Genomic DNA, 20,466 nt, shown 5'->3' with positions numbered 1-20,466 from the left:
ACGATGGCGACGCTGCCCTCCTCCGCTCCCGGCGCAACTTCCGGCGCAGCTACCGCCGATATCCTCGGCGCGCCCCCCGGCCGGCACGGTCGGCGACAGCCTAGCCGGTGGCGGTGCCGGTGCGGGTGCCGCTGCCGTCGCCGACGCGCCGCTGTCCTCGCCGATCGCCGCGCGCCTGGTGCCCTACGGCTTCGCGCGCGAGGCCAAGCTGCTGGTCGCGCACCAGCGCGCCGACGGGCTCGAGGTCTGGGTCAGCCGTTCGACCTCGCCGGCGGCGCTGGCCGAGCTGGCGCGCGTGCACGGGCCGCTGCACCTGCGCGTGCTCGACCCGCAGGCGCTGGAACACGCGATGTCCGACGCGTACAACCGCCAGGACGGCACCGCCGCGCAGGTGGTCGGCGAAGTCGAGGGCGAGGTCGACCTGTCACGGCTGATGCAGGACATCCCCGCGGTCGAGGACCTGCTCGAATCGGAAGACGACGCGCCGATCATCCGCATGATCAACGCGCTGCTGACGCAGGCCGCGCGCGAAGGCGCCTCCGACATCCACATCGAGCCGTTCGAATCGGCCTCGGTGGTGCGCTTTCGCGTCGACGGCACGCTGCGCGACGTGGTGCGGCCGAAGAAGGCGCTGCATGGCGCGCTGATCTCGCGCATCAAGATCATGGCGCAGCTCGATATCGCCGAGAAGCGGCTGCCGCAGGATGGCCGCATCACGCTGCGCGTCGGCGGCCGGCCGGTGGACGTGCGCGTGTCGACGCTGCCGACTGGCCACGGCGAGCGCGCGGTGCTGCGTCTGCTCGACAAGGAGGCCGGCCGGCTCGACCTGGCCAAGCTCGGCATGGCGCCCGGCACGCTGACCGCGTTCGACGACCTGATCCGCCAGCCGCACGGCATCGTGCTGGTGACCGGCCCGACCGGCTCGGGCAAGACCACCACGCTGTACGCGGCGCTGTCGCGGCTCGATGCGCGCACCACCAACATCATGACGGTCGAGGACCCGATCGAGTACGACCTCGACGGCATCGGCCAGACCCAGGTCAACGCGCGCATCGACATGACCTTCGCCAAGGCGCTGCGCGCGATCCTGCGGCAGGACCCGGACGTGGTGATGATCGGCGAAATCCGCGACCTGGAGACCGCGCAGATCGCGGTGCAGGCCTCGCTGACCGGCCACCTGGTGCTGGCGACGCTGCACACCAACGACTCCGCCTCGGCGGTCACGCGCCTGGTCGATATGGGGATCGAACCGTTCCTGCTGTCCTCGTCGCTGCTGGGCGTGCTGGCGCAGCGGCTGGTGCGCCGGCTGTGCCCGCACTGCAAGCGCGAGGAGACCATCGCGGTGACACCCGCCGAGGCCGACACACTGCTGGCCGAGGGCAAGCCGCTGCAGAAGCTGTGGCACCCGGTCGGCTGCGACAAGTGCGGGCAATCGGGCTACCAGGGGCGGATGGGGGTCTACGAGCTGCTGGTGGTCGACGACCGCATCCGCACGATGATCCATCGCCAGACGCCCGAATCGGAAATCAAGCAGACGGCGCTCGCCAACGGCATGCACACGATGCGCGGCGATGCGCAGCGCTGGATCGACAGCGGCGCGACCTCGCTGGAAGAGGTGCTGCGCGTGACCCGCGATTGAAGCCGGGATGGAACGCTTGCGATCGCGCCCCGTGCCGGGTTCCGTGCCTTCGACCTCCGTGCTTCGACCTCCGTGGCTTCGACCCCCCTGCCTTCGACCTCCGTGCCCTCGATCCACGTGCCGTCGAGTTTCGTGCCGGACTCCGCGCCACCGAGCCCCGTGACCTGAGCCATGCCAGCCTATCGCTACGAAGCCGTCGACGCCGCCGGCAAGACCGACCGCGGCGTGATCGAGGCCGACAGCCCGAAGCAGGCCCGCACGCATCTGCGCACCCGCGGGCTGACCCCGCTGACCGTCGACGCGCTGGGCAGCGCGGCGCAGGCCGCGCGCGGCGGCAGCGCGGTCGGCTTCGGCCGCCGGCTGTCGACGCAGGAGCTGGCGCTGTTCACGCGCCAGCTGGCCAGCCTGATCGTCGCCGGCCTGCCGCTGGACGAGGCACTGGCGGCGCTGGCCGACCAGGCCGAGCGCGCCTATGTGCACGAGTTGCTGGCCGGCGTGCGCGCCGAGGTCATGGGCGGCAGTTCGCTATCGGTCGCGCTGATGCAGCATCCGCGCGACTTTCCCGATATCTATCGCGCGCTGGTCTCGGCCGGCGAGCACTCGGGCCATCTGGGCCTGGTGCTGGAGCGGCTGGCCGGCTATATCGAAACCCGCAACACGCTGACCGCCAAGATCCGGCTGGCCTTCACCTATCCGGCCATCGTCACGGTGGTGGCGTTCGCGATCGTGATCTTCCTGCTGTCGTACGTGGTGCCGCAGGTCGTCAGCGTGTTCGCCAACACCAAGCAGAAGCTGCCGATGCTGACGGTGGTGATGCTGGCGCTGTCGGACTTCGTGCGGCAATGGTGGTGGGCCGCGCTGATCGTGCTGGCGCTGGCGGTGATGGCGATCCGCGCGCTGCTGCGCCAGCCGGGCGTGCGGCTCGAATGGCATCGCTGGCTGCTGACCGCGCCGCTGGCCGGCAAGCTGATCCGCGGCTACAACACCGCGCGCTTTGCCAGCACGCTGGCGATCCTGGTGTCGGCCGGCGTGCCGATCCTGCGCAGCCTGCAGGCCGCGGGCGAGACACTGGGCAACGAGGCGCTGCGCGCCAACGTCGAGGACGCCACCACGCGCGTGCGCGAAGGCTCGTCGCTGGCCCGCGCGCTGGCCGCGCAGAACCAGTTTCCGCCGGTGCTGGTGCACCTGATCCGTTCAGGCGAGGCCACCGGCAATCTGCCGACGATGCTGGAGCGCGCCGCGCAGGGCGAGGCGCAGGAACTGGAACGGCGCACGCTGTTCCTGACCAGCCTGCTCGAACCGCTGCTGATCCTGGCGATGGGCGTGGTCGTGCTGCTGATCGTGCTGGCGGTGCTGATGCCGATCATCGAGATCAATCAGCTGGTGCGGTAGCGGGCGGTCCGCCGCGCGAGGCGGACCGGCACGATCGGCTTCTCGGCGTTATTCCGCAGCCGCCGTCTTCTTCGCCGCGCGCTTGCGCGGGGCCGGGCTGCGGCGCTTGCGTGCCGGCGGCGCGGCCTCGGCGGCCTGCACCGCTTCGGCGGTTCCCACCGGTTCTTCCCGCTCCGCCATCGCCGGCGCTTCGGCGCCCGGCACCTCCAGCGCTTCGCTCGCCGCGGCAGGCGCGGCAAACACCGTGCTGTCGATCGGCCATGGCGTCTCGCTGAGCTTCACGTCCGGACGGCGCGAGGCGCGGCGGCCGCGCGACGAGCGCGCCGGCGCGGCGGGTTCGGGATTGCCATGGGCGGTATCGCCGGCGTGCTCGGTCGCGGCGGCTACCGCGGGCTCGTCGAACTGCACCGGCTCGGGCGCAGGCACGGGTTCGCTGACGGCCGGCACGGTTTCGGCCGGTTCCGGTGCCGAAGCCGCGCCGCCGCGTCCGCGCTGACCGCCCCGCCCCTGACCACCCTGGCCCTGACCGCCTTGACGCTGGCCACCCTGCCCCGCGTGGTCCTGTCTTTCGCCCCGCTGCTCGCCTCCGCGCTGTTCACCGCCTGGCTGCTCGCTACCGCGCTGCTCGACGCCGCGCTGCTCAGCACCTCGTTGTTCGGTACCGCGCTGCTCGGCGGCTCGCTGCTCGCCGCCGCGCTGCTCACCGCCTCGCTGTTCGGAACCACGCTGCTCGCTAGCGCGCTGTTCGCCGCTGCGCTGCTCGCCGCGCCGCTTGAGCCGGACCCAGATGGTCTTGTTGTTGCCGCCGTTGCGCGTCTCGACCTCGAACAGGCCGGTCGCGGCGACCAGCTCCGACAGCTTGCCGTAGCCGTAGTTGCGCGAATCGAACTCGGGCGCCTGCTTGGCGATGTGGGTGCCCATGCTGCCGAGCGTGGTCCAGCCTTCCTCGTCGGACACCGCCTGCGCGGCCGACTGCAGCAGCCGCACCAGGCGCGTGTCCTGGCGCAGTTCGCCGCCGCTGCGGCGGCGCGCCGGCGCCGTGGTCTCGTCGGTTTCGTCGCTGCCGACGTCGCCGCGCAGCAGGTCCGAGTAGATGAACTTGTCGCAGGCGGTGACGAAGGGCTTGGGCGTCTTGCGCTCGCCGAAGCCATAGACCGTCAGGCCCTGCTCGCGGATGCGCGAGGCCAGCCGCGTGAAATCGCTGTCGCTGGACACGATGCAGAAGCCATCGAAACGGCCGGTGTACAGCAGGTCCATCGCGTCGATGATCATCGCGCTGTCGGTGGCGTTCTTGCCCACCGTATAGCGGAACTGCTGGATCGGCTGGATCGAATGCGACAGCAGGCATTCCTTCCAGCCCGCCAGATTGGGCTTGGTCCAGTCGCCATAGATGCGCTTGACGGCGGCCACGCCGTACTTGGCCACTTCGGCCAGCAGGCCCTCGACGATGCCGGGAGCGGCATTGTCGGCGTCGATCAGAACGGCCAGGGTCGCGGTGCCCTGGCGGGGATTGGTATTCATCGGTTGTCCTGGGGGAGCGGTCGCTCCAGCAGTGGGGGTTGCACCACCGCGGCCAGGCGGCATCCTGCGGACGCCGCCCGCTGCCGGGCTTGGATGCAGTGCAGTGTACACGCCAGGGCTTGTCCATTCGGGAAATCGCCGAGCCGGAGGGGGCCCGGGATGCTGCGCCGCAGGGTGCCGTGTCAACGCCGCCGGTGCTACCATGCCGGGCAGAGACACGGTCGCTTCCGCCTTCACAAGAGGCCTGCGCGGCTGCCCACCACTGAAGTGTGTCGGCGATCCCGACAACATGCCCGAAGAGGAGCACCTATGAATGCCCCCCCTGACCGCCCCGGTCAGCGACGCCATCCGTCGCGCGCTCGCGAACGTTACCCTGGACGACAAATATACGCTCGAACGCGGCCGCATCTACATCAGCGGCACGCAGGCGCTGGTTCGTCTGCCGATGCTGCAGCAGGAACGCGACCGCGCCGCCGGCCTCAATACCGCCGGCTTCATCTCGGGCTATCGCGGCTCGCCGCTCGGCGCGCTGGACCAGGCGCTGTGGAAGGCCAAGTCGCACCTGGCCGGCCACAACATCGTGTTCCAGCCGGGCCTGAACGAGGACCTGGCCGCGACCGCGGTGTGGGGCTCGCAGCAGGTCAACATGTACCCGGGCGCGAAATACGACGGCGTGTTCGGCATGTGGTACGGCAAGGGCCCGGGCGTGGACCGCACGGGCGACGTCTTCAAGCATGCGAACTCGGCCGGCTCGTCGAAGCACGGTGGCGTGCTGGTGCTAGCCGGCGACGACCACTCGGCCAAGTCCTCGACCCTGGCGCACCAGTCCGAACACATCTTCAAGGCCTGCGGGCTGCCGGTGTTGTTCCCGGCCAACGTGCAGGAATACCTCGACTTCGGCTTGCATGGCTGGGCCATGAGCCGCTACTCGGGCCTGTGGGTGGCGATGAAGTGCGTCACCGACGTGGTCGAATCGTCGGCCTCGGTCGAACTCGATCCGCACCGCGTGCAGATCGCGCTGCCGCAGGACTTCGCGATGCCGCCGGGCGGTCTCAATATCCGCTGGCCCGATCCGCCGCTGGAACAGGAAGCGCGGCTGCTCGACTACAAGTGGTACGCGGCGCTGGCCTATGTGCGCGCCAACCGCATCGACCGCATCGAGATCGACTCGCCGCACGCGCGCTTCGGCATCATGACCGGCGGCAAGGCCTACCTCGATACGCGCCAAGCGCTGACCGACCTGGGCCTGGACAAGGAGACCTGCGAGCGCATCGGCATCCGGCTGTACAAGGTCGGCTGCGTCTGGCCGCTGGAAGCGCAGGGCGCGCGCGCCTTCGCCGAGGGCCTGCAGGAAATCCTGGTGGTCGAGGAAAAGCGCCAGATCATGGAGTACGCGCTGAAGGAAGAGCTGTACAACTGGCGCGACGACGTCCGGCCCAAGGTCTACGGCAAGTTCGACGAGAAGGACAATGCCGGCGGCGAATGGTCGATCCCGCAGAGCAACTGGCTGCTGCCGGCGCACTACGAGCTGTCGCCGGCGATCATCGCCAAGGCGATCGCGACGCGCCTGGACAAGTTCGACCTGCCCAGCGACGTGCGCGCCCGCATCGCCGCGCGCATCGCGGTGATCGAGGCCAAGGAGCGCGCGCTGGCCACGCCGCGCGTGGCGGCCGAGCGCAAGCCGTGGTTCTGCTCCGGCTGCCCGCACAACACCTCGACCAACGTGCCAGAGGGTTCGCGCGCGCTGGCCGGCATCGGCTGCCACTACATGACGGTGTGGATGGACCGCAGCACCAGCACCTTCAGCCAGATGGGCGGCGAAGGCGTGGCGTGGATCGGGCAGTCGCCGTTCGCCGGCGACAAGCACGTGTTCGCCAACCTCGGCGACGGCACCTACTTCCACTCTGGCCTGCTGGCAATCCGCGCGTCGATCGCGGCCGGCGTCAATATCACCTACAAGATCCTGTACAACGACGCGGTGGCGATGACCGGCGGCCAGCCGGTCGACGGCCAGCTGTCGGTGCAGGACATCGCCTTCCAGGTCGCCGCCGAGGGCGCGAAGCGGATCGACATCGTCACCGACGAGCCCGAGAAGTACAGCGGCGCGATCAAGCTGCCGCAGGGCGTGACGGTCCACCATCGCGACGAGCTGGACCGCATCCAGCGCGAGCTGCGCGAGGTGCCGGGCTGCACCATCCTGATCTACGACCAGACCTGCGCCACCGAGAAGCGCCGCCGCCGCAAGCGCGGCAGCTTCCCCGATCCGGCGCGCCGCGTCTTCATCAACGACACGGTGTGCGAAGGCTGCGGCGACTGCTCGGTCAAGTCCAACTGCCTGTCGGTCGAGCCGCTGGAAACCGAGCTCGGCACCAAGCGCAAGATCAACCAGTCGTCCTGCAACAAGGACTTCTCCTGCCTGAACGGCTTCTGCCCCAGCTTCGTGACCGCCGAAGGCGCGCAGCTGCGCAAGCCCGAGGCGCACGGCGTGTCGATGGCGAACCTTCCGCCGCTGCCGCAGCCGGCGCTGCCCGCGCTGGAGCGGCCGTACGGCGTGCTGGTGACCGGCGTCGGCGGCACCGGCGTGGTGACCATCGGCGGCCTGCTCGGCATGGCGGCGCACCTGGAGCAGAAGGGCGTCACCGTGCTCGACATGGCGGGACTGGCGCAGAAGGGCGGCGCGGTGCTGTCGCACGTGCAGATCGCCGCGCGGCCCGAGGACATCCACGCCACGCGCATCGCGATGGGCGAGGCGGACCTGGTGATCGGCTGCGATGCCATCGTGTCGGCCACCGACGAGGTCCTGTCCAAGGCGCAGGCCGGACGCACGCGCGCGATCGTCAATACCGCGCAAACCCCGACCGCCGAGTTCATCCGCAATCCGAAGTGGCAGTTCCCCGGGCTGTCGGCCGAGCAGGACGTGCGCAACGCGGTCGGCGAACAATGCGACTTCGTCAATGCCAGCGCGCTGGCGGTGGCGCTGCTCGGCGACGCGATCTACACCAACCCGCTGGTGCTCGGCTATGCGTGGCAGAAGGGCTGGGTGCCGCTGTCGCTGGACGCGATGGTGCGCGCGATCGAACTGAACGGCGTATCGGTCGACAAGAACAAGGCCGCGTTCGAATGGGGCCGCCATATGGCGCACGACCCCGAGCATGTGCTGTCGCTGACGGGCGAGCTCAAGCGCACCGCCGAGGGCGCCGACGTGGTCAAGCTGCCGACCTCGTCGGGAGCGCTGCTGGAGAAGCTGATCGCCCATCGGGCCGAGCACCTGACCGCGTACCAGAACGCGGCCTATGCGCAGACCTATCGCGACGCGGTCAACCGCGTGCGCGCGGCCGAAAGCGCGCTAGTCGGCAGCGGCAAGCCGCTGCCGCTGACCGAGGCGGTAGCCCGCAACCTCGCCAAGCTGATGGCCTACAAGGACGAATACGAGGTCGCGCGGCTCTATACCGATCCGGTCTTCCTCGACAAGCTGCGCAACCAGTTCGAGGGCGAGCCGGGCCGCGACTACCAGCTGAACTTCTGGCTGGCGCCGCCGATGATCGCCAAGCACGACGAGCAGGGCCGACTGATCAAGCGCCGCTTCGGCCCGTCGACGATGACGATCTTCAAGCTGCTGGCGAGACTGAAGGGCCTGCGCGGCGGTCCGCTGGACGTGTTCGGCAAGACCGAGGAACGCCGCACCGAACGCGCGCTGATCGGCGAATACCGGGCGCTGCTCGACGAGCTGGTGGCGGGGCTCAATGCCGCCAACCACGGCACCGCGGTAGCGCTGGCCAATCTGCCGGACGACATCCGCGGCTTCGGCCACGTCAAGGCCAACAACCTGAAGGCGGCCCGCTCGCGCTGGCAGACGCTGCTGGCGCAGTTCAGGAACCCGCAGGCGGGGCAACAGGCGGCGTGAGTTTGAAAGGCTGATCTCGCCTGCGGTGTGCTGCCCTCTCCCGCACAGCGGGGGAGGGGCGCCGATTCTCCGAGTCAGCTTGCCGCCCTACTCCACCTGCGCCAGCTTGTCCTCGCCCTTCTTCACATACATCGAGTTCTTCGGCTGCGCCAACACGCGCCGCACCATCGGCTCGAAGAACGACAGCGGCAGCGTGTCGTAGTCGGTCATGAAGGCCGCCGCGTCGTACTTCGCGCAGAACTCGGCGGTACGCTCGAACAGCTCGGGCTGGCTACGGAATTGCTCGCGCAGGTTGCGGTCCAGGCCCAGGTGATGGAAGAAGTAGTAGCCCTGGAATACGCCGTGCTTTTCCACCATCCACAGGTTCTCGGCGCTGACGAAGGGCTTGAGGATCGCCGCCGCAATGTCGGGATGGTTGTAGCTGCCCAGCGTGTCGCCGATATCGTGCAGCAGCGCGCAGACCACGTATTCCTCGTCGCGGCCGTCGCGGTGGGCCAGCGTGGCGGTCTGCAGGCTGTGGGTCAGCCGGTCGACCGGAAAGCCGCCGCAATCGCCGTCGAGCAGCCGCAGATGGGCCAGCACGCGGTCCGGCAGCGCGGCGGCATAGGGCATGAACTCGGCCGAGATCGCGGCCCAGTCTTCGCGGGTGCCCTGTTCCATATGGCTGAAGCGCGCACGCGGCGCCTGGTGGGATTCGCTCATGGTGGTCTCCTGGTGGGGTCGGCGCTGATGCGCTCTGGGATTGCGGCATTGTGACACCGGTTGATGCCGCTACACTGTCAGGATACCGACAGTCGCCGCCACCGGTCGAAGGCGAACCTGCTGAAGCCAACCCGCTGAAGCCAACCCGCTGAAGCCAGCCAGCCGAAGCGATTCCCCCTGAAGCACCGGCGGCACCGTCCACATAACCGAGGAGAACACCATGCCATACCAGGGCAGCTGCCACTGCGGCCGCATTGCATTCGAGGTCGAGGGCGAGATCGAGGCCGTGCTGTCGTGCAATTGTTCGATCTGCCAGCGGCGCGGCCATCTGCTGTGGTTCGTGCCGCGCGACCGGTTTCACCTGAAGACGCCCGAGTCCGACTACTCGACCTACCGCTTCCACACCATGAAGATCGCCCACCATTTCTGCCCGGTGTGCGGCTGCGGGCCGTTCGGCGAAGCCACCGATCCGAAGGGCCAGCCGACGGCGGCCGTCAATGCGCGCTGCCTGGAGGGGATCGACCTGGACAAGCTGAAGGTCATCCCGTTCGACGGGCGGCGCCTCTGACGCCGCCGCGCTGACGCCATGCTGTCGATCCGGGGTCTCGATCATCTGGTGCTGCGCAGCGCCGATGTGCCGGCGCTGCTGCGCTTCTACGTGGACGTGCTGGGCTGCACGCTGGAGCGCGAGCAGCCGAAGCTTGGGCTGACGCAGCTGCGCGCCGGCGCGAGCCTGATCGACCTGGTCACGCTGGACGGCCCGCTCGGCAAGGCGGGCGGCGCGGGGCCGGGCCTGGAGGGCCGCAATCTGGACCACTTCTGCCTGCGCGTCGAGCCCTTCGATGCGCAGGCCATCGCCGCCCATCTGCGGGCGCACGGCGTCGAAGCCGGACCCGTCGAATCGCGCTACGGCGCCGAGGGCACGGGACCGTCGATCTACCTGCGCGATCCCGATGGCAATGTGGTCGAGCTGAAGGGACCGCCCGACGCCAAGGCGTAGGTCCGGAAGGGGGAAGGCGCGAAGGCCCGGACAAGGCGCGAAAGCCGGGGGAAGGCGCGAAGGCCCGGGCAAGGCGCGAAAGCCGGGGGAAGACGCGAAGGCTGAGGGAACGCGCGAAGTCTCGGGAGAACGCGAAAGCCCGGGAACGCGCCCGATGCCGCCGCGCAACGCCCCGCGCACGCGGCGGCGAGCCGCCGCTACAATCGGGTTTCCCCCAACCATGCGCCGCCGGCATCGCATCGGCGGCCACGGCGCCGGCCTCCCCGGCGCATGCCATGACGACACCCGACCTCTCTCCCGGTCCGCGCCCCGACACCGCCGGCTCTGCCCCCGGCATGGCGGCCGCCAGCGACGCCGCCGGCGCCGCCGAACCACAGCCCCACCCCCGCCCCCCTGGTCCGAACCGCCTCGCCATCTGGCCTGGGTGCTTGGCCTGACCGAGACCATTTCCTGGGGCACGCTGTACTTCACCTTTACCGTGTTCATCGAGCCGATGAGCCGCACGCTCGGCTACGGCAAACCGTTCCTGGCCGGCGGCTATTCGCTCGGCCTGCTGGTCTGGGCGCTGTGCTCGTTCGCGGTCGGGCGGCTGCTCGATCGCGCGCCGGCGCGGTGGGTGATGGGCAGCGGCTCGGTGCTGGCCGGATTGGGACTGATGCTGTGGGCCTGGACGCCGAACCCGACGCTGTTCCTGCTGATGTGGGTGCCGCTGGGCCTGGCGATGGCGACCACGCTGTACGAGCCCGCCTTCGTCGTCCTGCGCCAGGCCTATGGCGACGGCTACCAGAAGTCGATCGTCATCGTGACGCTGGTGGCGGGCTTTGCCAGCACCATCTTCATTCCGCTGGCGCAATGGCTGGTGTTGCATATCGGCTGGCGCGGCACGCTGCTGATCTTCGCCGCGCTGAACCTGCTGGTCTGCGCGCCGCTGCATGCGCGGCTGCGCTTCACGCCGCATCCGACCTATGCCAGCGTGCAGCCGGTGTCGCCGCTGGGGAAGGGCTCGCCGGGCATCGCCACGCTCGCGCTGCGCGATCCGGTGTTCTGGGCGGTGGTGCTGGCCTTCACCGCGCTGGCGGTGGTGGCCTCGCTGCTGGGCGCGCACCTGATCCCGATGCTCAACGAGAAGGGGCTGCCGGTCGGCCAGCAGCTGATGGTGGCGGCGCTGATCGGGCCGGCGCAGGTGATCGGCCGCCTGGCGATGGCGCGCATGCCGTCGCGACAGCCGGTGCGGATCGCGATGCCGGTCTACCTGGTGATGTGCCTCGGCCTGCTGACGCTGGCGCTGGGCCACGGCAAATGGCTGATGCTGGCCGCGGTGCTGTACGGCTGCGCCAACGGCATCAACACGATGCTGCGGGCGATGGCGATGCCCGAGCTGATCTCGCGGCACCACTATGCGACGCTGAACGGGCTGATGATGACGCCGGTGCTGCTGATGCAGGCGATCGCGCCGTGGCTCGGCGCGCTGATGTGGAGCGCGGCCGGCGGCTATTGGCTGATGCTGTGGGTGATGGTGGTGCTGGGGCTGGCGGCGCTGGGCGCGTTCGCCTATGCGCTGCGCCGGCGCGGCATGCTGGGGGCGCCGCCGCCGGCGGCGGCCTAGCCGGCCCCGCCGGGCCTCACGCCGCGGCAGCCGCCTGGCGGGGCCCCGCCGCACTCACGCCGCGGCGGCCGCGGGCCGGGACCCGCCACCCTCACGCCGCGGCGGCCGCGCCCATGCCTTCGAAGACGAAGGTATCCATCGCCAGTACGCCGTAGGTGACCGCATCGGTCGCACGCGCGACCTTGGCGGCCCCGGCGACCTTGGCGACCTGTGCCATCTCAGCCGTCTCTGCCGTCTCTGCCACCTTGGCCGGCACAGGAGCGCCGGCGGTTCCCGCGGCGGGGCCTAGCGCCGCCCCCCAGCGCGACGAAGAACGGCAGCAGGTGCTCGTCGGTCGGATGGGCCCGGCGCGCGTGCGGCGCCTCGCTGCGATAACGCGAAATGCGCGCGGTATCGCCGGTGCGCAGCGCCTCGTCCAGCGCGTCGGCCATCCAGCCGCGAAACGCCTCGACATAGGGCTCGGCCGCGCCGCCGTGCTGCACGGGCCGTTCCTCGCCGAACACCTCGCGCAGGTTATGCGTGAAGCTGCCCGAGCCGACCACCAGCACGCCCTCGTCGCGCAGCGGCGCCAGCGCGCGGCCGATCTCGATCTGCACGGCCGGGTCCAGATAAGGGTTCAGTGCCAGCTGCACCACCGGCACGTCCGCATCGGGAAAGAAATACCGCATCGGCAGCCAGGCGCCGTGATCGAGCGGCCTGGCGTCGTCCAGCGCGACAAAGCCGGCGCCGGGGATGCCGGCGGCCTCGACCAGCGCCTTGACGCGCCCGGCCAGCGCCGGCGAACCCGGCGCGTCGTAGCGCAGCGCATAGAGCTCCGGGGGGAAGCCGCCGAAGTCGTGCCAGGCCTGCTGGCGCTCCGCCGTGGTCACGGCCAGCGTGCTGTAGATCCAGTGCGCCGAAATCACCAGCACCGCGCGCGGGCGCAAGGCGCGCAGCCGCTCGCCCAGCGCATCGAACGCCGGGCCCACCGGGCCGGGTTCGATCGCCAGCATCGGCGAACCGTGGGAGACATAGAGCGCGGGCAACATGGGCATCCTTTCTTCGACAGCGTGGATTCGGGGAATACGGGCCTAGTTTGACAAATCCCCACCGTCGCGGCGTCAAGCGTTGCGGACGCCTCGGTCAAATATTTTGAAATTCAGCGTTGCGGCGTTGTCCCCTGCAAGCGGCGGCGAACTCGCACTAACATGGCGGCTTGCTTGCGAGGTCGCGACCTCGTCCCAACCTGGCCCCACCCAGCCCCACCTGGCTCAACCCGGCCCAACGTGGCCCAAACCGGCCCAAACCGGCCCCAACCCTGCCCCACCGGCCCCAATCGAGACAACGGAGACACGATGACCACCATGCCCGCCACCACCCGACCGAAGCAGGCCGCACCGGTGCCCGGCACGCCGCTGGCACGCTGCGGCTGGTGCGGCACGCTCGAGGACTATTGCCACTACCACGACAACGAGTGGGGCTATCCGGTCGACGACGACCGCCGCCTGTTCGAGAAGCTGTGCCTCGAGGGCTTCCAGGCCGGCCTGAGCTGGCTGACGATCCTGCGCAAGCGCGAGGCCTTCCGCAAGGCGTTCGCCAACTTCGACGTCGAGAAGGTGGCCCGCTTCGGCGAGCGCGACATCGAGCGGCTGCTCGGCGATGCCGGCATCGTGCGCCACCGCGGCAAGATCGAGGCGGCGATCAACAACGCCCAGCGCGCGCTCGAACTGCTCGAAACCGAATCCTCGCTGGCCGCCTATCTGTGGCGCTACGAGCCGGACCCGAAGAGCCGGCCTGCCGTGCTGACGCCGGAGGTACTGCGCACGATGACGACCTGCCCGGAAGCCACCGCGCTGTCCAGGGACCTGAAGGAGCGCGGCTGGCGCTTCGTGGGGCCGACCACGATGTATGCGCTGATGCAGGCGATGGGGATGGTCAACGACCACCAGCAGGGATGCTGGGCGCGCGAGGAGGCGCAACGCAGACGCGCGGCCTTCAAGGTGCCGCGGTAGCAGGAACGCGGTCGGGGCCGTCGCGGCCGTCGGGGCCGTTGGGGCCGTTGGGGCGGTTGGGGCGGCCAGGCTGCGTGCCTGGGACCCATGGACGTCCCAAGGGGCATGGCGTCTCCGACCTGCCGAACGTGCCCAACCTGCCCGACGTGCCTACGTGCCTACGTACGTAAACGCACATCCAGCCGCCGCACCGCGCAACGGTGCCCCATGGTCTTTAAAGATTGTTTTACGTATACGTAGATAGTAGTAGTAGGTAAAACGGCGCCCTCGACAGTGGATAAGGGCGCCGCGCCCTTGCAGTACAAGGGCTGGCGGACTGTATAAGGCTTAGGGGAAAACCCGACGTATACGGGATAACCCGATGCCCTCGCGGAAACGGGTTCGCAGCGCGCCGAAGTTGTCCGTCCGCGCTCCACAGGCGTCCCACAAGCTGCCCAGCGCTTGTCCCTTGTGCGGCGCACAGGACAGGCACAGGGTTGTCCCCGGAGTTATCCCCAGGCCGCCGTCAGCACGCCCGGCGAGGCTTCAGTGCGAACTCGGTCGCAACGCCCGCCGGCCGCGCTGCACCAGCATCACGCCCGCCAGCACGATCGCGCCGGCGATCACGCCGCCGACCAGATTGATCAGCAGCGGCCCCAGCCAGGACAGGAAGGGCCCGAGGCCGGGAATGGCACCGAGCCACTGCGCGGCGCTCTCTTCCAGGTGGTGCGCCCACGGCAGGCCGTGGACCAGGATGCCGCCGCCAACAAGGAACATCGCGATGGTGCCCGCCACCGACAGCGTCTTCATCAGCATCGGCGCCAGCTTCAGCAGGCCGTCGCCGATACGGCGCGCGAAGCCGTTGCCGCGGCCGCTCAGGTAGAGCCCGGCATCGTCCAGCTTGACGATGCCGGCGACCAGCCCGTAGACCCCCCACCGTCATCAGCAGCCCGATCGCGGTCAGCACCGCCAGCCGGGTGCCGAACGGCGCGTTGGCGACCGTGCCGAGCGAGATCACGATGATCTCGGCGGACAGGATGAAATCGGTGCGGACCGCGCCCTTGATCTTTTCCTTCTCCAGCGCGACCAGGTCGACCGCGGGATTGGAGGCCGCCTGCCGCAGCGCCGCGCGCTCGACCGCCTCCCGGGCGCGCTCGGTCGGTTCCGCATGGCCGGGCAGGTAGCGATGGGCGAGTTTCTCGAAGCCCTCGTAGCAGAGGAACGCGCCGCCGATCATCAGCAGTGGCGTCACCGCCCAGGGCGCGAAGGCACTGATGGCCAGCGCCGCCGGGACCAGGATCACCTTGTTGCGCAACGAGCCGAGCGCCACCGCCCACACCACCGGCAGCTCGCGCTCGGCCTTCAGGCCGGTCACCTGCTGCGCGTTCAGCGCGAGGTCGTCGCCGAGCACGCCCGCGGTCTTGCGCGCGGCGACCTTGCTCATCGTGGCGACGTCGTCGAGGATCGTCGAAATATCGTCGAGCAGCGCAAGCAGGCTGGCACCGGCCATCTCAGCGGCCTCCCTGCGGCAGCTCGCCTGCAACGGTACGGCGATCGAAACTCGGCATGGTTCGGGCTCCTGTGGTGTTGGAGAGTCGGCAAGGCGCCGCGGGCCGCGGCCGGGACCGCGAGTGGCGCCGCCATCGCGCCATACTGCCATAGCCGGTCGCGCTTCCAGCATGGCGGGCATGTCGGATTTTGTCTGATTTTTTTACGTCACTTGGATCTGTAGCATGGGGCGTCATGCGCAGGCACCGGGCGGCTATTGCGCCGGCGCCCCCCGCCTTCTCCATTCCACCCGGTCGCCCATGCCCCAATCCCTTGCGCGCAGCGATCTGCTGCGTACGCTCGTCATTCCGCTGCTGCTGGCCGCGCTGCTGGTCGCGGACCTGCTGACCCCGCTCGGCGTCGCCGAGTGGATCTTCTATCTGCTCCCGATCTGCCTGTGCGTGTTCGTCGACCGGCCGATGATGCCGCTATGGACGGCCGCCGGGGCGACCCTGCTGATGGCGGCCGGCTATATCTTCTCGCCGGGCGGGGGCGATCCGACCATCGGCCTGATCAACCGCCTCTGCGGCACCGTGGTGATGTGGTTCCTCGCCGCGGCGATCTACCGCTATATCGCCAGCCAGCTGCAGATGCGCCGCTTCGTCTGGCTGCAGGAAGGCCAGGTACGCGTGGTCCAGCAGACCCGTGGGCTCGACAGTCCGGCCGAGGTCGGCAGCGCGCTGCTGCGCGCGCTGGTGCCGCTGGCGCAGGCCCAGGCCGGCGTGGTCTATCGGCTCGAGGACGGCAGCCTGAAGCGGCTGGCCGGCTGGGCCGCGCCCGCCGACACGCCCGAGAACCTGGCGCTTGGCGAGACGCTGGCCGGACAAGCCGCCAGCGAAAACCGGCCGCTGCTGGCGCGCGGGCTGTCGTCGCACTATCTGCGCATCGGCTCGGCGCTGGGCCGCGACGTGCCGCAGGCGGTGCTGGCCGCCCCGGTCACCGCGGACGGCCATGTGGTCGGCGTGGTCGAGCTGGCCTTCGCCAGCGCGCAGCCGAAGCTGGACGACACCGTCGAGCTGATCGGCCGCATCGCGGAAGCCGCCGGCGTGGCGCTGACCGCCTCGGCCTATCGCGCGCGGCTGGAGACGCTGCTGGCACAGACCCAGCGCCAGGCCGAGGAACTGCAGGTCCAGCAGGAGGAACTGCGCGTCTCCAACGAGGAACTGGAGGAGCGCGGCCGCGCGCTGATGGAATCGCAGGCGCGGCTGGAGACCCAGCAGGCCGAGCTTGAGCAGAGCAACGTCCAGCTGGAGGAACACACGCAGCTGCTGGAGGCGCAGAAGCGGGACCTGCTCCAATACCAGGCAGAACTCGCGGCCGGCGCGCGGGCGCTCGAGCGCGCCAACCAGTACAAGTCCGAGTTCCTGGCCAACATGTCGCACGAGCTGCGCACCCCGCTCAACAGCGCGCTGATCCTGGCCAAGCTGCTGCAGGACAACAAGGAAGGCAACATGACGCCCGAGCAGGTGCGCTATGCCGCCACCATCCACTCGGCCAATACCGACCTGCTCAATCTGATCAACGACATCCTCGACCTGTCCAAGATCGAGGCCGGCCATCTGACGGTGCAGCCCGAGCCGGTCGACATCGAGGCGTTGGTCGGCGGCCTCGCGCAAGGCTTCGCGCCGATCGCCGCGCAGAAGTCGGTGCAGTTCCGCATCGAGCGCGCGCCGGACCTGCCCGCGACGCTGGTCACCGACAACGTGCGGCTGCAGCAGATCCTGCGCAACCTGCTGTCCAACGCCTTCAAGTTCACCGAGCGCGGCGAGGTGACGCTGTCGGTCACGCGCGATGGCCACGACGGCATGCGCTTCGCGGTGCGCGATACCGGCATCGGCATTGCCCGCGACAAGCAGGCCATCATCTTCGAGGCCTTCCAGCAGGCCGACGGCACCACCAGCCGGCGCTATGGCGGCACGGGCCTGGGCCTGTCGATTTCGCGCCAGCTGGCGCAGCTGCTCAACGGCACGTTGACGGTCGACAGCGAACCGGGGTCCGGCAGCACCTTCACGCTGACGCTGCCGCTCGAATTCATCGGACCGGCCGCGCCGGCGGCGGCCGTCTCGTCGGTGCCCCCCTGCCCCGGCGGCGGTGCTCGAAGCGGCGGCGCAGGTCGCGGCCGAGGGCGGCATCGACGTGACCGAGGCGCTGACCTCGCCGCAGCCCGCGCCGGTGCCCGATGCGGTCGCCGCGATGTCCGCGTCGACGCATGCTGCCGGCGCAAGACAAGGGCACACGGCGCAGATGTCGCACACCACGCCCACGGCGCAGAGCGCGTCTTCGATCACGATCAGCGCGCCACCGCTGCACACCATGCTCGGCCCGGCGCCGATCGACGACGACCGCGACCGGCGCTCGCGCGGAAACCGCCTGATCCTGGTCATCGAGGACGACGTCGCCTTCGCGCGGATCCTCTACGACCTGGCGCACGAACTCGACTTCGACTGCCTGCACGCGACCACCGCGCAGCAGGGACTGGAGCTGGCGCGCGAATACCAGCCCTGCGGCATCCTGCTCGATGTCGCGCTGCCCGACCATTCGGGGCTGACGCTGCTCGACTGGCTCAAGCGCGACCCGGCCACGCGGCATATCCCGACCCACCTGGTGTCGATCAGCGACCATGCCGAGGCGGCGCTGCACCGCGGCGCGATCGGCTACACGCTCAAGCCGAGCGGCCGCGACGACCTCGCCAGCGTGATCCGCGAGCTGGAGGCGCGCATGGCGCGCGGCGGCATGCGCACGGTGCTGGTGGTCGAGGACGACGCCACGCTGCGCGAGAGCATCCGCGCGCTGCTGCAATCGGCCGACATCGACATCGTCACCGCCGACACCGTGTCGGCGGCGCTGGCGCGGCTGTCGGAACGCCGCTTCGATTGCGTGGTGATGGACCTGGCGCTGCCGGACGGCTCGGGTCACGACCTGCTCGAGCAGATGGCGGCCGACGCCTCGTATTCGATGCCGCCGGTGATCGTCTACACGGGCCGTCAGCTGTCGGCAGAGGACGAGCAGCAGCTGCGCCGCCATTCCAAGTCGATCATCATCAAGGGCGCGCGTTCGCCCGAGCGGTTGCTCGACGAGGTCACGCTGTTCCTGCACAGCGTGGAATCGGCGCTGCCGCCGGAACACCAGCGCATGCTGCGCGCGGTGCGCAGCCGCGACGACGCCTTCGAGGGCCGCCGGCTGCTGCTGGTGGAGGACGACGCGCGCAATATCTTCGCGCTGTCCAAGGTCATCGAACCGCTCGGCGCGCAGGTCGAGATCGCGCGCAACGGCCGCCAGGCCCTTGAAATCCTCGACGGCCGCGACGATATCGACCTGGTGCTGATGGACATCATGATGCCGGAGATGGACGGACTGACCGCGATGCGGCATATCCGCCAGGATGGCCGCCACGCGCAATTGCCGATCATCGCGCTGACCGCCAAGGCGATGTCGTCCGATCGCGAGGCCTGCCTGCTGGCCGGGGCCAACGACTACATTGCCAAGCCGATCGATATCGACAAGCTGCTTTCGCTGTGCAGGGTATGGCTCCACGCGCGCTGACCCCTCCCGCCCGGCCTTCGACCGGCTCCATGCCGGCCGACGACGCGTTCGCGGCCGTGCCCGCCGACGATTTCGAGATCGAGCTCGAACTGCTGCTCGAGGGGATCTTCCGCAAGTACCAGCACGATTTCCGCGGCTATTCGCGCGCCTCGCTGCGGCGCCGGCTGTCGCAGGCGCTGCGCGACCTGAGGCTCGACACGCTGTCCCAGCTGCAGGACCGCATGCTGCGCGATCCGGCGCTGTTCGCGCGGCTGTTCCAGTACCTGACGGTGCAGGTCAGCGAGATGTTCCGCGACCCGTCGTACTTCCGCGCGATCCGCGAGCATGTCGCGCCGGTGCTCAAGACCTATCCGTCGATCGCGGTGTGGGTGGCCGGCTGCAGCACCGGCGAGGAGCTGTGGTCGCTGGCGATCCTGTTCGCCGAGGAGGGCCTGCACGAGCGCACCACCTTCTATGCGACCGACATCAACCCGGCGGCGCTGGCCGAGGCGCGCGCCGGGGTCTACGACGCCGGCCGGCTGCGCGGCTTCGGCCGCAATTACCTCGCCGCGGGCGGCCGGCATTCGCTGGGCGACTACTATCACGCGGCCTACGGCAAGGCCAAGTTCGATGCCGGCCTGGTCTCGCGCGCGGTGTTCGCCGACCACAGCCTGGCGACCGACAGCGTGTTCCAGGAAGCGCAGCTGATCTCGTGCCGCAACGTGCTGATCTACTTCGACCGCGCGCTGCAGGACCGCGCGCTCGGGCTGTTCCGCGACGCGCTGGTGCGCCACGGTTTTCTGGGGCTGGGCAGCAAGGAGACGCTGCAGTTCAGCGCGCACGCCGAGGCCTTCGAGGCCGTGATGCCGTCGGACCGGTTGTACCGCAAGCGATGAATTCGCACCGGCATCGCCGCATCGACATCGCTCTATCGACATCACCGCATCGACATCGACGCATTGACACCACCGCATTGACACGACTTATCGCCGCATGAACGCCTCCATCGCCAACCCGTCCCCCGCGCCCGACGCCGTCGTCATCGGCGGCTCGGCCGGCGGCATCGAGGCGCTGAACGTGCTGCTGCCGATGCTGCCGGCGGCCTTCCGTCCGGCGCTGATCGTGGTGCTGCATCTGCGGCCGGATACGCCGAGCCTGCTGCCGCAGCTGTTCTCGCTGCGCTGCGCGCTGCCGGTCTGCGAGGCCGAGGACAAGATGCCGGTGCGGCACGGCCACCTGTACCTGGCGCCGCCCGACTATCACCTGCTGGTCGAGCGCGACAGCCGCCACGGTGGCGCCTACTCCGGCAGTCAAGTCGGTACTCCCGTTGGAAATCTCGGCAGCGAGCGCGCCGAAGGCGTGCATTTCGCGCTGTCGGTCGATCCGCCCGAGCGCTTCTCGCGCCCGTCGATCGACGTGCTGTTCGAGTCCGCCGCGCATGCCTGGCGCGAGGCGCTGCTCGGCATCCTGCTCAGCGGCGCCAACGACGACGGCGCGCGCGGGCTCGAGACCATCCGCCACTGCGGCGGACGAACCTGGGTGCAGGCCCCGGACACCGCGTCGGCCGAGACCATGCCGGCCGAGGCGATCGCGCGCGGCGCGGTCGACGAGGTGCTGACCCTGGAAGCGATCGGCAGCCGGCTGCGGCGCGCCGTCCACTGA

General features: G+C 69.7%; 12 protein-coding genes and 3 pseudogenes. 11 read left to right on the top strand and 4 right to left on the bottom strand.

The window, feature by feature from the left end; genetic code table 11:
* Positions 1-151: 151 nt before the first annotated feature.
* Together gspE and gspF are read left to right on the top strand one after the other, a co-directional pair.
* Positions 152-1,639, top strand: coding sequence for a type II secretion system ATPase GspE (gene gspE / locus OJJOAM_RS10100; RefSeq protein WP_422649563.1), 1,488 nt, complete (start codon positions 152-154; stop codon positions 1,637-1,639).
* A gap of 171 nt (positions 1,640-1,810) precedes the next feature.
* Entirely contained in the window at positions 1,811-3,031 is a 1,221-nt protein-coding gene (gene gspF, locus OJJOAM_RS10095; protein ID WP_422647884.1) for a type II secretion system inner membrane protein GspF, read from the top strand.
* A 48-nt stretch (positions 3,032-3,079) separates the two neighbouring features.
* Here the strand turns inward: gspF and OJJOAM_RS10090 are convergent, their stop codons facing one another.
* On the bottom strand, positions 3,080-4,552 hold the full coding sequence (locus tag OJJOAM_RS10090; RefSeq protein ID WP_422647883.1) for an NYN domain-containing protein: 1,473 nt from the start codon (positions 4,550-4,552) through the stop codon (positions 3,080-3,082).
* Positions 4,553-4,874: 322 nt separating this feature from the next.
* Here OJJOAM_RS10090 and OJJOAM_RS10085 point away from each other — a divergent pair, with 322 nt between their 5' ends.
* Positions 4,875-8,456, top strand: coding sequence for an indolepyruvate ferredoxin oxidoreductase family protein (locus OJJOAM_RS10085; protein WP_422649562.1), 3,582 nt, complete (start codon positions 4,875-4,877; stop codon positions 8,454-8,456).
* Between the two features lie 87 nt (positions 8,457-8,543).
* On the opposite strand, the gene OJJOAM_RS10080 is transcribed toward OJJOAM_RS10085, so the two are convergent.
* Entirely contained in the window at positions 8,544-9,158 is a 615-nt protein-coding gene (locus OJJOAM_RS10080) for an HD domain-containing protein (protein ID WP_422647882.1), read from the bottom strand.
* A 220-nt stretch (positions 9,159-9,378) separates the two neighbouring features.
* Between OJJOAM_RS10080 and OJJOAM_RS10075 the strand changes: the two genes are divergently transcribed.
* The 3 genes from OJJOAM_RS10075 (at position 9,379) to OJJOAM_RS10065 (ending at position 11,764) form a co-directional block, all read left to right on the top strand.
* The gene (locus OJJOAM_RS10075) at positions 9,379-9,726 is read left to right on the top strand and encodes a GFA family protein (RefSeq protein ID WP_422647881.1); all 348 of its coding nucleotides are present in this window, start codon (positions 9,379-9,381) and stop codon (positions 9,724-9,726) included.
* Between the two features lie 18 nt (positions 9,727-9,744).
* Complete coding sequence (locus OJJOAM_RS10070) at positions 9,745-10,158, top strand: VOC family protein (protein ID WP_422647880.1); 414 nt, start codon at positions 9,745-9,747, stop codon at positions 10,156-10,158.
* A 424-nt stretch (positions 10,159-10,582) separates the two neighbouring features.
* On the top strand, positions 10,583-11,764 hold the full coding sequence (locus tag OJJOAM_RS10065) for an MFS transporter (RefSeq protein WP_422647879.1): 1,182 nt from the start codon (positions 10,583-10,585) through the stop codon (positions 11,762-11,764).
* A 91-nt stretch (positions 11,765-11,855) separates the two neighbouring features.
* Here OJJOAM_RS10065 and OJJOAM_RS10060 read toward each other — a convergent pair.
* A pseudogene (locus OJJOAM_RS10060) lies at positions 11,856-12,792 on the bottom strand (DODA-type extradiol aromatic ring-opening family dioxygenase).
* A gap of 315 nt (positions 12,793-13,107) precedes the next feature.
* On the opposite strand from OJJOAM_RS10060, the gene OJJOAM_RS10055 reads away from it, so the two are divergent.
* Positions 13,108-13,755, top strand: coding sequence for a DNA-3-methyladenine glycosylase I (locus OJJOAM_RS10055; RefSeq protein ID WP_422649561.1), 648 nt, complete (start codon positions 13,108-13,110; stop codon positions 13,753-13,755).
* Between the two features lie 525 nt (positions 13,756-14,280).
* Here the strand turns inward: OJJOAM_RS10055 and OJJOAM_RS10050 are convergent.
* Positions 14,281-15,244: pseudogene (locus OJJOAM_RS10050) on the bottom strand (DUF808 domain-containing protein).
* Positions 15,245-15,467: 223 nt separating this feature from the next.
* On the opposite strand from OJJOAM_RS10050, the pseudogene OJJOAM_RS10045 reads away from it, so the two are divergent.
* The 4 genes and pseudogenes from OJJOAM_RS10045 to OJJOAM_RS10030 all read left to right on the top strand — a co-directional run.
* A pseudogene (locus OJJOAM_RS10045) lies at positions 15,468-17,252 on the top strand (GAF domain-containing sensor histidine kinase); the annotation flags it as partial.
* Between the two features lie 121 nt (positions 17,253-17,373).
* Entirely contained in the window at positions 17,374-18,825 is a 1,452-nt protein-coding gene (locus tag OJJOAM_RS10040; RefSeq protein ID WP_422647878.1) for a response regulator, read from the top strand.
* A gap of 29 nt (positions 18,826-18,854) precedes the next feature.
* Positions 18,855-19,700 (top strand): CheR family methyltransferase, encoded by an 846-nt coding sequence (locus tag OJJOAM_RS10035; RefSeq protein WP_422647877.1) that lies wholly within the window; start codon positions 18,855-18,857, stop codon positions 19,698-19,700.
* A gap of 97 nt (positions 19,701-19,797) precedes the next feature.
* On the top strand, positions 19,798-20,466 hold the full coding sequence (locus tag OJJOAM_RS10030) for a chemotaxis protein CheB (protein ID WP_422647876.1): 669 nt from the start codon (positions 19,798-19,800) through the stop codon (positions 20,464-20,466).

Source organism: Cupriavidus sp. H18C1 (assembly GCF_049311595.1).
Lineage (GTDB): Bacteria > Pseudomonadota > Gammaproteobacteria > Burkholderiales > Burkholderiaceae > Cupriavidus > Cupriavidus cauae.
This window is presented reverse-complemented; position numbering and strand designations above follow the sequence as displayed.

Bases quoted from the DNA above. Each gene is read 5' to 3' on its own strand.
- gspF (WP_422647884.1), top strand. From the start codon at position 1,811: ATGCCAGCCTATCGCTACGAAGCCGTCGACGCCGCCGGCAAGACCGAC.
- OJJOAM_RS10090 (WP_422647883.1), bottom strand. From the start codon at position 4,552: ATGAATACCAATCCCCGCCAGGGCACCGCGACCCTGGCCGTTCTGATC.
- OJJOAM_RS10080 (WP_422647882.1), bottom strand. From the start codon at position 9,158: ATGAGCGAATCCCACCAGGCGCCGCGTGCGCGCTTCAGCCATATGGAA.
- OJJOAM_RS10075 (WP_422647881.1), top strand. From the start codon at position 9,379: ATGCCATACCAGGGCAGCTGCCACTGCGGCCGCATTGCATTCGAGGTC.
- OJJOAM_RS10070 (WP_422647880.1), top strand. From the start codon at position 9,745: ATGCTGTCGATCCGGGGTCTCGATCATCTGGTGCTGCGCAGCGCCGAT.
- OJJOAM_RS10055 (WP_422649561.1), top strand. From the start codon at position 13,108: ATGCCCGCCACCACCCGACCGAAGCAGGCCGCACCGGTGCCCGGCACG.
- OJJOAM_RS10035 (WP_422647877.1), top strand. From the start codon at position 18,855: ATGCCGGCCGACGACGCGTTCGCGGCCGTGCCCGCCGACGATTTCGAG.
- OJJOAM_RS10030 (WP_422647876.1), top strand. From the start codon at position 19,798: ATGAACGCCTCCATCGCCAACCCGTCCCCCGCGCCCGACGCCGTCGTC.